This is a genomic window from Streptomyces capoamus (genome assembly GCF_014654935.1).
GTDB lineage: Bacteria > Actinomycetota > Actinomycetes > Streptomycetales > Streptomycetaceae > Streptomyces > Streptomyces capoamus.
The window spans coordinates 145,429-160,761 of the sequence record NZ_BNBF01000009.1 but is presented as its reverse complement, the minus strand read 5'-3'; the positions used below and the strand labels follow the sequence as shown (position 1 = coordinate 160,761).

Annotated in this window: 11 protein-coding genes and 1 pseudogene; 10 read left to right on the top strand and 2 right to left on the bottom strand. The window is 70.5% G+C overall.

What is annotated here, in order from left to right:
• From IE312_RS40425 to IE312_RS16665, 6 genes and pseudogenes are all read left to right on the top strand, one after another.
• A pseudogene (locus IE312_RS40425) lies at positions 1 to 367 on the top strand (carbohydrate ABC transporter substrate-binding protein); the annotation flags it as partial.
• An 8-nt stretch (positions 368 to 375) separates the two neighbouring features.
• Entirely contained in the window at positions 376 to 1,356 is a 981-nt protein-coding gene (locus tag IE312_RS16685) for a carbohydrate ABC transporter permease (RefSeq protein ID WP_189982528.1), read from the top strand.
• On the top strand, positions 1,353 to 2,240 hold the full coding sequence (locus IE312_RS16680) for a carbohydrate ABC transporter permease (protein WP_189982526.1): 888 nt from the start codon (positions 1,353 to 1,355) through the stop codon (positions 2,238 to 2,240). Before IE312_RS16685 ends, IE312_RS16680 begins: the two co-directional genes overlap by 4 nt.
• A gap of 26 nt (positions 2,241 to 2,266) precedes the next feature.
• Complete coding sequence (locus IE312_RS16675) at positions 2,267 to 4,285, top strand: beta-galactosidase (protein ID WP_189982524.1); 2,019 nt, start codon at positions 2,267 to 2,269, stop codon at positions 4,283 to 4,285.
• Positions 4,286 to 4,483: 198 nt separating this feature from the next.
• Complete coding sequence (locus IE312_RS16670; RefSeq protein ID WP_229899900.1) at positions 4,484 to 5,917, top strand: cellulase family glycosylhydrolase; 1,434 nt, start codon at positions 4,484 to 4,486, stop codon at positions 5,915 to 5,917.
• Between the two features lie 181 nt (positions 5,918 to 6,098).
• Positions 6,099 to 7,277, top strand: coding sequence for a hypothetical protein (locus IE312_RS16665; protein WP_229899898.1), 1,179 nt, complete (start codon positions 6,099 to 6,101; stop codon positions 7,275 to 7,277).
• On the opposite strand, the gene IE312_RS16660 is transcribed toward IE312_RS16665, so the two are convergent.
• Positions 7,268 to 9,040 carry an asparagine synthase-related protein gene (locus IE312_RS16660; RefSeq protein WP_229899896.1) on the bottom strand — a complete coding sequence of 591 codons (1,773 nt, stop codon included), beginning with the start codon at positions 9,038 to 9,040 and terminating at the stop codon, positions 7,268 to 7,270. The genes IE312_RS16665 and IE312_RS16660 overlap by 10 nt on opposite strands.
• A gap of 10 nt (positions 9,041 to 9,050) precedes the next feature.
• Positions 9,051 to 9,665 carry a lasso peptide biosynthesis B2 protein gene (locus IE312_RS16655; RefSeq protein ID WP_189982522.1) on the bottom strand — a complete coding sequence of 205 codons (615 nt, stop codon included), beginning with the start codon at positions 9,663 to 9,665 and terminating at the stop codon, positions 9,051 to 9,053.
• Between the two features lie 474 nt (positions 9,666 to 10,139).
• Between IE312_RS16655 and IE312_RS16650 the strand changes: the two genes are divergently transcribed.
• The 4 genes from IE312_RS16650 (at position 10,140) to IE312_RS16635 (ending at position 15,195) form a co-directional block, all read left to right on the top strand.
• Positions 10,140 to 11,789 carry an allantoin permease gene (locus IE312_RS16650; protein WP_189982521.1) on the top strand — a complete coding sequence of 550 codons (1,650 nt, stop codon included), beginning with the start codon at positions 10,140 to 10,142 and terminating at the stop codon, positions 11,787 to 11,789.
• Between the two features lie 164 nt (positions 11,790 to 11,953).
• Positions 11,954 to 12,607: a response regulator transcription factor gene (locus IE312_RS16645; protein ID WP_189982519.1), complete on the top strand. Its 654-nt coding sequence runs from the start codon at positions 11,954 to 11,956 to the stop codon at positions 12,605 to 12,607.
• A complete protein-coding gene (locus tag IE312_RS16640; RefSeq protein ID WP_189982517.1) occupies positions 12,598 to 13,866 on the top strand; it encodes a sensor histidine kinase in 1,269 nt (422 codons plus the stop codon). The genes IE312_RS16645 and IE312_RS16640 overlap by 10 nt, the downstream gene beginning before the upstream one ends.
• 54 nt (positions 13,867 to 13,920) lie before the next feature.
• Positions 13,921 to 15,195, top strand: coding sequence for a COG4705 family protein (locus tag IE312_RS16635; protein ID WP_189982515.1), 1,275 nt, complete (start codon positions 13,921 to 13,923; stop codon positions 15,193 to 15,195).
• The last annotated feature ends 138 nt before the right edge of the window (positions 15,196 to 15,333 follow it).

The following is a 15,333-nucleotide window of genomic DNA, read 5'->3' as shown; positions in this document are numbered from 1 at the left end:
CGTCGAGGCGCCCACCGACGGGTTCATGGTCTCCAGGTCGCCGAAGAACCACGCCGGTGTGGTGAAGCTGCTGGAGTTCGCCGGCACCCCGCAGGCCGAGGAGATCTACCTCAAGAGCGACCCGAGCGTGGTGGCCGCCTCCGACAAGGCCTCCACCGCGTCGTACTCGGCGCTGCAGAAGAAGGCGTTCGAGATGATCTCCGGCGCCAAGAGCCTCACCCAGTTCATGGACCGCGACTCCCGGCCCGACTTCACCTCCACGGTGATGCAGCCCGGCCTGCAGAAGTTCCTGCAGAACCCGAAGGACGTGGACGGCCTGCTGTCGTCCGTCGAACGCCAGAAGAAGACGATCTTCACCTCCTCGTGAGCGGCCCGATGACCACCGATACGACGACGAAGACCCCGGAGCCGGCCACCGCGCCCGCTCCGGGGGCCGCGCCCGCGAAGAAGCGGGTCACCCGGGGCCACCGGCGCCTGCTGACCCGCCGTGACCGGTTCACGCTCGCCCTGATGGCGGGCGTGCCGACCGTCCTGCACGTGATCCTCGTCTGGGTCACCGCCCTCGCCTCGATCCTGCTGGCCTTCACCACCTGGGACGGCATCGGGTTCGACTCGATCAAGTGGGTCGGCCTGGACAATTTCCGGCAACTGTTCACCGACAACCCGCAGTTCTGGCCGGCCGTCCAGCACAACGTGATCTGGTTCGTCGTCCTGATCCTGGTCCCGACGCCGTTCGGCCTGTTCCTCGCCGTACAGCTGGACAAGAAGATCCGCTTCACCCGGGTCTACCAGACCGCGTTCTTCCTGCCGGTCGTCATCTCGATGGCCTGCATCGGCTTCGTCTGGCAGCTCATCTACAACCCGGACACCGGCCTGATCAACAGCATCGCCGGGGCCAACAAGCCCGGCCATTACATCGACTGGATCGGCGACCCGCACCTCAACCTGTGGGCCGTCCTGATCGCCGCGTCCTGGCGGCACACCGGCTACATGATGATCCTGTACCTGGCCGGTCTCAAGAGCGTCGACCCCTCGCTGCGGGAGGCCTCCGCGCTGGACGGCGCGGGCGAGTGGCAGACGTTCAAGAACGTCATCTTCCCGACCCTGCGCCCCACCAACACGGTCGTCCTCGTCGTCACCATCATCGAGGCACTGCGCGCCTTCGACCTGGTCTTCGTCTTCAACAAGGGCGCCCAGGGCACCGAGTTGCTGTCAATCCTCGTCACCAACAACATCATCGGCGAGTCCAGCCGCATCGGATACGGCTCCGCGATCGCCGTCGTCCTGCTGGTGATCTCCCTCGCCGTCATCATCCCCTACCTGATCGCCACCTTCCGGAAGGAGCGGCGCGCATGAGCACCGTGAGCGCCCTGGGAAAGCGGCGTACCCCCGTCCGGCCGGCCCGGATCCTGCTGCACGTCTTCCTCACGGGCACCGCGCTGGCCTGGCTCGCCCCGTTGCTCTGGGCGGTCTTCTCGGCGCTGCGGCCGTACGGCGAGACCAGCGCCAAGGGCTATGTGTCCTGGCCGGACACGCTGAACCTCGACAACTTCACGAACGCGTTCCAGCAGTCGGACATGCTGCACTACTTCGGCAACACGCTGCTCATCGCGGTGCCGGCGGTGCTGCTGACGCTGTTCCTGTCCTCCTGCGTCGCCTTCTACGTCAGCCGGTTCGACTTCCGGGTCAACCTCGCGCTGCTGCTGGTGTTCACGGCCGGCAACCTGCTGCCGCAGCAGGTCATCATCACCCCGCTGTACCGGCTGTACCTGCTCACGGACCTGCCGGGCATCACCGCGAGCGGCAAGCTGTACGACTCCGCGCTGGGCCTGGTCCTGATCCACGTGGCGTTCCAGTCCGGGTTCTGCGCGTTCGTGCTCAGCAACTACATGCGCTCGCTGCCGCACGAGCTGACCGAGGCCGCGCTGGTCGACGGCGCCTCGGTGTGGCGGCTGTACTGGCAGATCACGCTGCCGCTGTGCAAGCCGGCGATGGCCGCCCTGGCGACCCTGCTGTCCATCTGGATCTACAACGACTTCTTCTGGGCGCTGGTGCTGATCTCCACCGGTGAGAACATGCCGGTCACCTCGGCGCTGAACAACCTCTCCGGGCAGTACTTCACCGACCCCAACCTGGTCGCCGCCGGCTCCCTGCTGACCGCGATCCCCACGCTGGTCGTGTACTTCGTGCTCCAGCGCCAGTTCGTCAGCGGCCTGACCCTGGGCTCCAACAAGGGCTGAGGCACCCGCACGTGAAAGAGATCCCCGTGAAGCGCACCCTGTCCGTCCCCGGCCTCGCCTACGGCGGCGACTACAACCCCGAGCAGTGGCCCGAGGAGGTGTGGGCCGAGGACGTGCGCCTGATGCGCGAGGCCGGGGTGAACCTGGTCAGCGTCGGCATCTTCTCCTGGGCGCTGCTGGAGCCGGCCGAGGGGGTGTACGACTTCTCGCGCCTGGACAAGGTCCTGGACCTGCTGCATGCGGGCGGTGTCGCCGCCGACCTGGCCACGCCCACGGCGGCGCCGCCGGCCTGGTTCTTCCGGGCCCATCCCGAGGCGCTGCCGGTGGACCGGGACGGCCGCCGGCTCTCCTACGGCAGCCGCCAGACGTTCTGTCCGTCCTCGCCCGCCTACCGGGAGGCCGCGCTGCGCATCGCGGGCGCGCTCGCCGAGCGGTACGCGGACCACCCCGCGGTCCGTATGTGGCACGTGCACAACGAGTACGGCTGCCACAACGCGGCCTGCTACTGCGACACCAGTGCGGCGGCCTTCCGGCGCTGGCTGCGCGACCGGTACGGCGACGGCCTGGCAGCCCTCAACGCCGCCTGGGGCACCGCCTTCTGGTCCCAGTGGTACCACGACTGGGAGGAGGTACTGCCGCCGCGCGCCACCGGTGCCGTACCCAACCCGACGCACCAGCTGGACTGGCGCCGCTTCTGCTCCGACGAGCTGCTCTCGCTGTACCGGGCGGAGCGGGACCTGCTGCGCACGGCGGCCCCGTCGGTCCCCGCCACCACCAACTTCATGGTGAACTTCAGCTTCGAGGCGCTGGACTACTGGCGCTGGGCCCCCGAACCGGACATCGTCTCCAACGACCACTACCTCCGGTCCACCGACCCCGAGTCGCAGATCGACATCGCGCTCAGCGGCGACCTGGTGCGCTCGCTCGCGGGCGGCCCGTGGCTGCTGATGGAGCACTCCACCGGCGCGGTGAACTGGCAGCCCGTCAACCGCGCCAAGGGTCCCGGTCAGTTGCGCCGCAACGCGCTCGCGCACGTGGCACGCGGCGCCGACGGCATCGCGTTCTTCCAGTGGCGCCAGTCGACGGCCGGCGCCGAGCAGTGGCACTCGGCGATGCTGCCGCACGCCGGGACGGACAGCCGCGTCTGGCAGGACGTGGTGCGGCTCGGAGCCGACCTGAAGGCACTGGCGGAGGTGCGCGGCAGCACTGTCCCCGCCGAGGTGGCCGTCGTCTGGGACTGGAACGCCGCCTGGGCCCTGGAACTGCCCGCCCAGCCGAGCGGCGAGCTGCGCCACCTGGACCTGGTCCGGGCGTGGTACGAGCCGCTGTGGCGCGCGGGCGTCGCGGTGGACTTCGTACGGCCGGACGCGGACCTGTCCGGGTACCGCCTCGTGCTCGCGCCGAGCCTCTACCTGGTCGACGACGCCGGCGCGGCGAACCTGTCCGCGTTCGCCGAACGGGGCGGCACGCTCGCCGTGGGCTTCCACAGCGGTGCCGTGGACGAGAACTGCCATGTCCGGCTGGGTGGTTACCCGGGCGCGTTCCGGGACGTGCTGGGCGTGCGCTCCGACGAACCGTTCCCACTCCTGCCGGACGCGCCGGTCGGCCTGGGCGGCGCGGTGCCGGACGGGGCGTCGGGCAGGCTGTGGTCGGAGCGGCTGCGGCCGGCGGGCGCCGAGACGGTGGCCTCGTTCGCCGACGGTCCCCTGGCGGGTGTCCCGGCGGTGACCCGGCACGGCTACGGCGCCGGTACCGCCTGGTACCTGGCGACGCTGCCCGACCCGGACACACTGTCCGCCCTGCTGGACCGGGTCCGCACCGAGGCGGGGGTGGAGCCGGTGCGCTCCGCACCGCCCGGCGTGGAGGTGGTCCGCCGGCGCGGTCCACGGGCGGACTACCTCTTCGTCATCGACCACACCGGCCAGGGCGCCGAAGTCCGCGTGGCGGAAGGCGCGTTCGAACTCCTCACCGGCACGGAGACGGCCGGCACGGTGACCGTCGCCCCGGGCGAGGTGGCCGTCGTACGGGAGCCGCGCGCCCGCTGAGCCGCGCCCGGCCGTACGCGCAGTCACGGCCCTCTAAGGGCAGTCACGGCCGGCGGCCCGGCCGACCGGTGGCGGGATCGACTCCGACGGCGCGGTACTTCATGCTGGACCTCCCGGCGCGTGACCGACAGCGCCGGGGTGTTCCGCTGGAAGTGCGCGCGACGTCAAGGAACTACGCCGGCTCCCCGGAGGTCTCCCGTGCTGCGAGCGATGCTGACGGCGGGCGCGGCCCTCGCCGCCCTGCTGGCCCCCGCCACCGCCACCGCCACCGCCACCGCCCACACCGGGCAGCACGGGCGGGACGTGCCCCGGCTCACCGACCGGCAGGGGCGGGTGCTCACCCTGCACGGCTGGAACATCGAGGACAAGACGCACCGGGGCGCCCAGGCTCTCACCGCCGTCACCGAACGCCATCTGCGCGACCTTCGGGCCCAGGGCTTCGACTTCGCCCGGTTGCTGGTCTTCTGGGACGACCTGGAGCCGAGCCCGGGACGGTACAGCCGCGGTTACCTCCGGAAGATAGAACGCGTGCTGGACTGGGCGCGGCGGCATGACGTGAAGGTCGTCCTCGACGCCCACCAGGACGTCTTCGGGCCCGCGTTCGGCCACCGCGGCATCCCCGCGTGGGCGACCAGGACCGACGGGCTGCCGTTCACCGCGCACCCCGACGACTGGTTCGCCGAGTACTTCGAGCCCGCGGTGCAGCGCGCCTTCACCCACCTGTACGAGGACGCGGACCTGCGGCGCGCCCAGGCCGCGATGTGGCACACCCTCGCCGCCCGCTTCGCCCACCACCCGGCGGTACTCGGCTACGACCTGATCAACGAGCCGATGGGCGAGCGACGACCGGGAGAGGACCTGCCGACGGCCGCACGGCGCATCGAGCGTGAGCAGCTCACCCCGATGTACAACCGTCTCGCCCGCGCGGTCCGTTCGGCCGACCGGGACGCCTGGCTGTTCGTAGAGCCGACCCCGGTCGTGGGCGAGGGCGTGCCCACCGGACTCGGCCGCGTGGACGACCCCCGGGTCGTGTACGCGCCGCACTTCTACGACACCGCGATGGAGGCGGGCGCCGACTACGACCCCGGGGCCGGCTGGATCGAGGCGTACGAACGGGCCGTCACCGAGTACCCGAGGCGGTACCGGGTGCCGGTGGTCGTGGGCGAGTGGGGTCCGCCGGACAGCACCCTGCCCCACATGAACCGCTTCTACCGCGACGCGATGGCCTCCCTGGGCCGCTACGCCTCCGGCTGGGCGGGCTACGTGTGGTGCTACGGCGGCGGGTACTGCGCGGTGGACCCCACGGGCGCCTTCCGCCCCCACAAGGAGCTGACCGCCGAACCGTACGCGGAGGCCGTGGCGGGCACGGTCCGCTCCGCCGGGTACGACCCCGGGGCGGGCGTGTACCGCCTGTCCTACCGGGCGGCCGCACACGGTTCCCGGACGACCGTCCTGTCCCTGCCACCGGGCTCCTGGCGCCTGACGGCCACCGCCGGCGCCCGCGTCCTGCACGGCCCGGCGGGCCGGGCCCGTGTACTGGCCGCCCCGGACAGCGAGGTGACGGTCACCGCGACCCCCGACCGACCGCACCGGACACCTCTCCGGGGTGCAGCACGCTCCGCGGGTGACTAGCGTGTGAGTGAGCGCCCTGTGCGCATCCCTCTCGGCCGTCAGCAAACCTCGGCGAGGCACGGGAATGAAGATCCACAGCAACTCACCTGCCAGTGCACGTCAGCGGGCGCAACGTACGCTGGCGAACGCGAAAGCCCGACCGTCGCGGGTCTCCCTGGTTCTGATCACGCTGATTCTGCTCGTGACGACCGGGATGTTGGGGTGGCTCGGCTACGAGGACGTCGTGACGGCGTTGAGATTCACCGGCCGCCTCACCGGTGCCGTGCTCGTCGCGGTGGCCTTCACCACGCTGCTGGGAGCCGTCGCGGCCGCGGACCACTGGCTGTCGGGGAAGTACGACTCCTCCGGTGTCATCGCTCTGATCGGCACCTTCGCGGCAGCGCTGACCAACCTGTTTGTGTGGGCCGAGATCCTGAAGAACGGCGATTACTGGTACTTCCAGGTGTTGTTCGGTCTCCTCACGGTGGGTTCGGTCTGGGCCGCCTTCACGGTCTACCGCACGTTGGACCAGATCCCCGCTCCCAAGCGGGTGGCCGCCACGCTGGTCGTCACGACGGTCATCGCGGTGGCCAACTTCGGCTACCAGAACCTCTACCAGCCGTCCCAGCGGGAAACCCTGCCCGTCATCAGACTGGACGTGGGCAAAGCCATGCAGAACCGGGGCGGCAGATCGTTCTCCGTACCGGTGGACATCGAGATCGAGAACCGCGGTGACGCGGCCTTCTATGTTCTGGCCACCGAATTCCATGCCATGGCGGAGCAGGTTCGGTTGAGCCGGAAGGACAGGTCCACGCGGGACTGGCGGGCCGACGCGGAGAGGTGGAAGGACTTCAGGGCGTACAACCCGGTCTCCCGCAGGGAGATCCACCAGCCGGGCGTGCTGGTGTCGGCACAGCCATGGATGCCCTACGGACGCTGGATCTACGCCAAGGACATGTTCTCCGCCCGCGTGGTCGTACAGCTTCCCAAGAAGAACAGGTACGACCAGCTGACGTTCTACGCCGGCGCGCACCTCACCCGCAAGGACCTGTCTTCGGTGGACCGCCTCAAGGCCAGCGGAAGCTCCTGGGAGAACAAATCCCGGGTGGCAGCGTGGGTGAAGAAGCAGAAGGATTTCAGTTCCCTCGCCTACGAGAGCCGGATCAGGGAGAACAACTCGATCGACGCAAGAACGAGGAAGGCCCGGTACATCACCGTGTACTGGCAGTTCGGTCAGCACGGTGTCAACCTCCTCGAAACGATCAACACCTCGGGCGGCAAGGACGAGTCGCAGGACGTGGTGGAGAACCGGTACGGGGTACGCCAGGTGTACACGGGCCCGGTCACCACGACCCTGTGGGACGTCAAGAATCAGCACTGACCGGTCCGCAGTCCCTCCAGCCACACCACCAGTGCGAGCGAAGCGTTCACGCGGTCCCAGGAGTGGGAGTCGCCGATGCCCAGCCGGGCCTCCCGCACCGCCTGGCAGAGGAGCCCCAGGTCGAACATCTCCGTGGTGAGCGGATGCCGTGCGGACCGGCAGAGGTCGATGAGTTCGTCGCCGTGGGAGCGCAGCCCCCGGGCGTACGGCTCGTTGAAGGGGATCTTCGCGGTGCGCTCGCGTATCCCGGGCGGGAGGAGGTCGGCCATGGCCTCGCGCAGCAGCGCCTTCGGACGGCCCGGCCGGAACGTGACGTCGGCGGGCAGGCGGCGCATCATGTCGACGACCTCCGGGTCGAGGAACGGGTGCGAGAGGAAGAAGCCGTCCCGCGGTGCGCGGCGCCAGGACAGCGGATCGGGCGCGGCCAGGTAGTTCGCCGCGTCGTACAGCGACTGTTCCGGTGCGCGCCCGAACACGAAACGGCTCTCGGCGGCTTCGGCCGCGCGGTAGCCGTGCGCCCGCGCGAACCGGCGGAGCAGCCAGGGCGGGCGGGTGAAGTGGCCGAGGCCGCCGAGGACCGTGCCGCGGTGGGCGAGCCTGGTGACCCGCTCCGTGGCCAGCGGCAGCGCCGGCCGCACGACGTGGGCGCGGACGACGTCGCGTACCCCCTGCCCGCTCGCCGCGGACCGGACCCGCGCCTGACGCGTCATCTCCCCGAGCTGTCCGGACCGGGCCAGCTGGTGCAGCCGGAAGGGGTTGGCGTCCACCACCGGGTCGGCTCCGCAGCCGGTGAGGAGGGTGTCGCAGCCCAGCTCCGCCGCGGCGGCGTGCAGTCGGCTCCAGAAGGGGGCACGGAAGGCGTGGGCGTGGGGCTCGTCGGCGTCCCCCGCGTGCTGCGCGAAATCGTCGAAGTCGGCCACGTCGTCGGCGTCGACGATCACCGGGTGGACACCGGGCGCCTGCCGGCGGACCGCCTCCACCGCCTCGTCGAGGTACGGCCGCTCACCGGCCAGTTCGCCCCGGCCGTAGCGTCCGGCGAGCAGCACCAGGTCACCGCCGTCGCCCTGTTCCGCGGCGAGCAGGCGGGCCGCGAGCAGGGCGACGCTGGTGGAGTCGGTGCCGCCGGAGACGTGGCAGGCGACTCTCCGGCCGAGGCGGCGCGCGACCGCCTGCTCCAGCGCCCGGCGCAGTTCCTGCCCGGGTCCGGCCCCGTCCGCCACCGGTCCCGGCGGACCGCCGGTGTCCAGGGTGCGGTCCGTCACGCGGTGACGCATCCGGCCGGTGGCGGAGAGTTCCACGACCTCGCCGCCCAGCACCCGGCGCACCCCGGCGAACGGGCTCAGCTCGCTGTGCGGTTGTGCCATGGTGCCGGTCAGGTACCGGCAGAAGTAGCGCGGTTCGAGTTCCGTGGTGCCGCCCAGGTCGCGCGCCGAGGTGCTCACCGCGTTCACCCGGCCACCGGACTCCTTGATGAACAGCGGGATGCGTGCCTGCCGGTCCCGTAGCAGCAGGACGCGGTCGCGGTACAGCAGGACCGCCGCGAAGTCGCCGGTGGGCAGCGGCGGTAGGTGTCCGGGGCGGGCGAAGGCGGCGAGGAGGGCGCGTGCACCGGCCGGCCGGTCGCGGACCGAGCCGGCCCAGCCGACGACCGCCGCGGTGCCGGCCGGTGCCGACACCGTCGTCACGAGGCCGCGGCGGGCCATGCTCTCGTCCGTCCGGAGCCGGGGCGCGTCCCCGTCGAACTCGACCCGGAGCGCTTTCACGTCGACGCCCTCAGCCGCCGATCGAGAGGACCGGTGCGAAGGGGTGCCCTCCCGGTTCGGCGTCCGGGATGCACAGGCCGGCCGTGGAGGTCCAGGCGTGCAGGGCGAACGGGTGCTCGCGGACGCCGACATGGAGTACGGCCCCGGCACCGCGCCGCCGTAGCAGGATGAATGCGGTGACGGCCTCGGTCTTGCAGTCGTCGTTGACGAGCCAGCTGCTCCGGCCGTGGGCCTCGACCGTGCTCTTCAGCCGTGCGACGTCCGCCGGGGACGGCAGGTCCGTCCGCGCGTAGGCGGGGGCGGCCAGGGGCAGGAGCCGCAGGACCCGCCCGAAGCCCAGCGTCCGGATCAGCAGGTGCACGGCGCGCAACCGGCGGCGGACCTCGGCGTCCGTGTACGCGGTGCGGCGGGTCGTGGCGCAGCCGGCCCGGACGAGTCCGGTGACGAGTTCCGCGCGTTCCGCGCAGTCCCGCCCGGCCAGCGTGCGCACGTCCGCGGTGGTCATGCCGAGGAACCGCGTGCGCCGCCAGTCCGAGATGAGCGCCCCTGCGGACAGCCTGGTGACACGGCAGTGCGGGGAGAGAATCCGCTCCAGGGCCACCAGGGGGTCGGTGTGCTGTGTCACGGCCCAACCTCCCGTGCACCGGCGGACGGTGTCAGGACTGGTATCCGTGACCGTCGTAGTCGCCGCCGCTGAAACCCCGGATCAGCCGGCTGCCGCCGAGGAGGACAAGCCCGCGTGGCATACGACGCCTCAGGAATCGGATGAACATCGCCTACCTCCAGAAACGGTGGCGTCGATCAACTCCAGGCTACTCCGCCCCGAACACCTCGCAACCGCACTCCGAGTGGCGTCGGGCCACCGGGTCTGAACCAACGCCCACCGGCAGCAGGTGAGTTCTCGGATACTTCGCGTTCACGACGGCGGGCACCGACGGTAACAGCCGTTTTCTAGCATGACCGGCCGTGGGATCGGAGTCGTGTACCCGGCCGAACGGAACACACGAGGGTCCGTCGGCTCCCCCGTCCTGCCGATGACGCCACGCGGGGCCTTCCCTCCCACAGAGGCACCCGCACCAGCATCATCGGGAGGCGCGAGATGAGCACCACCGAGTCACGAACCGAGACGGCAGGCACGCCGAAGGCCGCCGCCGATCAGGCGGTCAGGGAGACGCTGGAGGACTACACCCTCCGTTTCGCTCCCCGCAGCTACCGCCGCTGGACCCCCATGGTCGTGGCGACCACCGCCCTGGGCGGCATCGCCTACATGGCCGACTTCTCCATCGGCGCCGGCATCGGCCTGGCGCACGGCACCGGCAACGCCCTCGTCGCCATCGCGGTGGCTGCCGTGGTCATCTTCATCACCGGCTTCCCCCTCGCCTACTACGGCGCCCGCTACAACATCGACCTCGACCTCATCACCCGCGGCTCAGGCTTCGGTTACTACGGCTCGGTCCTCACCGGCGTCATCTTCGCCAGCTTCACCTTCATCTTCTTCGCCCTCGAAGGCTCGATCATGGCCCAGGGCCTCGAACTCGGCCTGGGACTGCCCCTGTGGCTGGGCTACCTGATCTCCACGCTCATGGTCATCCCCCTGGTGATCTACGGCATGAAGGCACTCAGCAAGCTCCAGGTGTGGACCACCCCGGTCTGGCTGCTGCTGATGGTCGGCCCGCTGGTCTACCTGATCGCCACCGACCCCGGCACCGTCGACCGCTTCCTCGCCCACACCGGCACGGACGGCGACGGCGGCGTCGACACGGCCTCGGTCCTGCTCGGTGCCGGCGTCTGCCTCTCCCTCATCGCCCAGATCGGCGAGCAGATCGACTACCTGCGCTTCATGCCGCCCAAGACCGAGACCAACAAGCGCACCTGGTGGACGGCCGTGGTCATGGCGGGGCCCGGCTGGGTGGTGCTCGGCGCGCTGAAGCAGGCCATCGGCGTCTTCCTCGCGGTGTACATCCTCGCCAAGGTCGGCCCGGCTGCCGCGACCGAACCCATCCAGCAGTTCCGCGGCGCCTTCGACGCGATGATGCCCTCCTGGATGATCATCCCGCTCGCCCTGGCCCTGGTGGTCATCAGCCAGATCAAGATCAATGTCACGAACGCCTACTCCGGCTCCCTCGCCTGGACGAACTCCTTCACCCGAGTCACCAGGCACTACCCCGGCCGCATGGTCTTCGTCCTGGTCAACCTGGGCTTTGCGCTCGCCTTGATGGAAGCCGACATGTTCAGCTTCCTCAACAGCATCCTGGGCTTCTACTCGAACTGCGCGATCGCCTGGGTGGTCACCGTCGCCACCGACATCGGCGTCAACAAGTACCTGCTGAAGCTCTCCCCGCTCCAGCCGGAGTTCCGCCGGGGCATGCTCCACGCCGTCAACCCGGTCGGCGTCGTGGCCTTCGTCGCCGCCTCCGGCCTGTCCATCGCCATGTACTTCCACCTGCTGGGCGACACCCTCCAGCCGTACTCCCCCGTCGCCGCCGCCGTCATCGCCTTCGCCCTGACCCCGGTGACGGCGATCGCCACCAAGGGCAAGTACTACCTCCGCCGCACCGACGACGGCATCGCCGAGCCCCTGCTGGACCCGGACGGCAACCCGAGCGCGGTCACCCTGGACTGCCACGTCTGCCACCAGCCCTACGAGCGCCCGGACCTGACCGCCTGCGCCACTCACGACGCGGCCGTCTGCTCCCTGTGCCTGAGCACTGACAAGATCGGCGACCACGTGCTGCCTTCCACTGCGTAGCCGGCGGCCCGGCTGCGGTGTGTGGGCCGTGTCCACAACAGCACCCTCGGCTCCTTCATCGCGGCGCGGGCCGGTTGTGCCTGGCACCCGCGGACCACTCCCGACCGTCAGGCGCCTGACCAGGGCAGATGGAGAAGTGGGGCGGGAGTATCTAGGGTCAGCCCGTGGCTTTCATCATGGTGTGCGAAGACGACGCGGCGGTCCGCGGCGTCCTCAGGCGCGCCCTGGAGCACGACGGGCACACCGTCTCCGTCGCCGCCACGGCCGACAGCCTGCTGCGGCAGCTCACACCGGCGCCCCATCTCGTCGTCCTGGATCTCGGTCTCCCGGACGCCGACGGCCGCGACGTGTGCCTGGCCCTGCGGGCTCGTGGCGTCGACGCGCCGGTGCTGATGCTCACCGCCTTGGACGGCCTGCACCACAAGGTGGGCGGCTTCGAGGCCGGCGCCGACGACTACATGACCAAACCCTTCGACATCCCGGAGCTGCTGGTCCGGGTCCGGGCGCTGCTGCGCCGGGCCACCGTGGCGCCCACACCGCGCGAAGTCGTCCTCGATCCGGCGAAGCACGTGGTGACCTACGATTCGGTGAGCATGGGCCTGACCCCGACGGAGTTCCGGCTGCTGGGCCGTTTGATCGCCTCGCAGGGTGACGCGGTACGCCGCCACGCCCTCGTCGCTGCCGGCTGGCCGCACGGGGCGCAGGTCAGCGACAACACGCTCGACTCCTATGTGCGCCGACTGCGGGCGAAGCTCGGTTCGCTGGGTGTGGCCGAGCGTCTGGCGACCGTCCGCGGCGTGGGCTACCGATGGCAGTGACGGGATTCCGTAAGCGGGTCGTCGCACTCACCGTGCTGATCGCCACCGCCGTGGTCGCGATCCTGGTCGTGGTCTCGCACGTACTGCTGAGCCGGGTGACGAACGCCGACGCGCACGATCTGGCGCATGCGCGCGCGGAGGCGGTGGCGGCGAACGTCACCGCCGAGGACGGCCGTGTCGTCCTGACGGAAAACAGCAGCGAGGCGCTCGACGAGGTCGCCTGGGTGTATGCCGACGGTCGCCTGATCGACGGAAACGTCCCGCCGAGCCTGGTCGATCGCGTCGAGGAGCTCGCGGGCTCGGGGCGATCGCAGACCGTGTCGGTCGGCGATTACCTCCTGTACGCGCGGCAGATCCCGGTCCACGGCCACCACGCCATGGTGATCGTCCGGGTGGACCTCACGCCCTACGAGACGTCCGAGCAGCGCAGCCTGACCTTGTCCCTGATACTGGGCAGCCTCACGATCCTCCTCGCCGGCGGGGTCGCACACCTCGTGGTGCGCCGCGCGCTGCGGGTCGTGCACGAGATGGCCGCCCTCGCCGACGACTGGGGCCGGCACGAACCCGGGCGCCGCTTCGACCTCGGCGTCCCCCGCGACGAGTTCGGGGAACTGGGGCGGACCCTGGACCACCTTCTGGAGCGCGTCGACAACGCGCTGGCGGACGAGCGCCGGCTCACCGACGAGATCGCCCACGAGCTGCGGACACCGCTCACGGTCCTGCGGGCCGAGGCGCAGCTGGCGCAGCTGTCCGGCGAGCCGGTGCCGACGGAGGCGGTGCTGAGCGAGGTCGACCGCCTCGATACGGCGATCACGACACTTCTGCGCGCCGCCCGCGCACGCACGGACACGGGGACCCGGTGCGACCTGCGCACCGCCGCACGACAGGCGATCGCCGGCCGCGCGGTCGAGGTCGCCTTCCCCCCGAAGGTCGAGGTCGCCGTGGCGGTCGACGTCGCCGTGTCGCTGCTGTCCCCCCTGCTGGACAACGGCCTGCGGCATGCGAAGTCCCGGGTGTGGATCACCGCCCGCAACCAGGACGAGGCCATCGTGGTCGATGTCCTGGACGACGGCCCCGGATTCGATCCCGCGGACGTCGACCGGGTCTTCGAAGCGGGGGTGACCGGCGGCGGCGGGTACGGGCTGGGGCTGCCGGTGGTCCGGCGCATCGCCGCCTCGGCCGGTGTGGAGGTCCGCGCGATCGCGGACGGCCACGGTCACGTCGAGGTGACACTCCCGGCCGCCCGCGTGGCCGCGTAGCCGCGTAGCCGCGTAGTCAGGTTATGTGCAGATTCCCCGCGTCAACCTCCCCGCATGACAACGACAACGGAAGCACGCACGCGCGGCGGGCGCCTCGTGCTCAACAAGGTCCCCGAGGTCACCGTCTGGTTCTGGGTGATCAAGGTCCTGTGCACGACCGTCGGTGAGAGCTTCGCCGACTGGATCAACATGAAGCTCGGCGTCGGCCTGGTGAACACGGCCTGGATCTTCACCGCGGTGTTCGTGGTGGTCCTGGCCGTCCAGCTGCGGCTCAAGCGGTACGTCCCGTTTCCCTACTGGCTGACGGTGGTCGTTGTCAGCGTCACGGGCACCCTGTACACCGACATCCTGACCGACCAGCTCAACGTGCCGCTGTGGATCAGTTCCGCGGTCTTCTCGGTGCTGCTCGCCGTGGTCTTCGGCGTGTGGTGGCTGCGGGAGCGCACGCTGTCGATCCACTCGGTCACCACGCTGCCGCGGGAGTCGTTCTACTGGCTCGCCGTGCTCGTCACCTTCGCGCTCGGCACCGCGACCGGCGACTGGACCCTCGAGCTCACCGGCTGGAGCCCCGGAGTCTCCGTCCTGCTGCCGCTCGGCCTCATCGCGGCGATCACGCTGCTGTGGAGGTTCGGCGCCAACCCGGTGCTGTCCTTCTGGCTCGCCTACATCCTGACCCGCCCGCTGGGCGCGAACATCGGCGACTGGCTCGCCTCCCCCAAGGTCGCCGAGAACCCGGGCGACCCCACCGGTCTCGCCCTGGGCACGTTCACCACCAGCCTGATCTTCCTCGGCCTCATCCTGGCCACGGTGGTCTACCTGACGGTGACGCGCTCGGACGTGACCGAGACCCACGAGGCTGCCCACACCGCACCCACCACCGGCGACCCGCGCAAGGAGCGCCTCGCGCTGGCCGGCTTCGGACTGCTCGCCGTCGCCACCGCGGGCCTGCTCGTCTGGGCCCACAGCCAGCCGCACGTCGGCCCGGCGCCGGAGGAGGACAACACCTCCGCCGTCCAGCTGGCTCCCGGCCAGGCGGTGAAGAAGTTCCCGCCCGCCAAGGTCGCCGCGCTGAAGACCCTCGCCTCCACCTCGCTCAAGGACGCACGCTCGGGGAACGAGACCGGGGCCCACACAGCCGCCCAGAAGCTGCGTGACCTGTGGGACGCCGACCAGGCGTCGCTGCAGCCGCTCGACCGGACCGGCTGGAACTCCATCGACGCCCAGATGGACAAGATGCTCAAGACGTTCGGCATCGACCACTCGAACCCGCCGATGTCGCCTGCACAGCAGGAGAAAGAACTGAACGCCCTCCTGACGGACATGGGCTGACAGACCGCACAGCACCCGGCCGGCCCACCCGGCTGGATGATCGGGCCTAGTTCGTGACGGGCCATGAACAGCACCTACGACGACCAAGGGCGGGTTTCGGAATCCTCCGAAACCCGCCCTGACCTCCGACTGTCACAC

Coding starts and splice junctions, on each gene's coding strand:
- IE312_RS16685 (WP_189982528.1), top strand. CDS start 376: ATGACCACCGATACGACGACGAAGACCCCGGAGCCGGCCACCGCGCCC.
- IE312_RS16680 (WP_189982526.1), top strand. CDS start 1,353: ATGAGCACCGTGAGCGCCCTGGGAAAGCGGCGTACCCCCGTCCGGCCG.
- IE312_RS16650 (WP_189982521.1), top strand. CDS start 10,140: ATGAGCACCACCGAGTCACGAACCGAGACGGCAGGCACGCCGAAGGCC.
- IE312_RS16640 (WP_189982517.1), top strand. CDS start 12,598: ATGGCAGTGACGGGATTCCGTAAGCGGGTCGTCGCACTCACCGTGCTG.
- IE312_RS16635 (WP_189982515.1), top strand. CDS start 13,921: ATGACAACGACAACGGAAGCACGCACGCGCGGCGGGCGCCTCGTGCTC.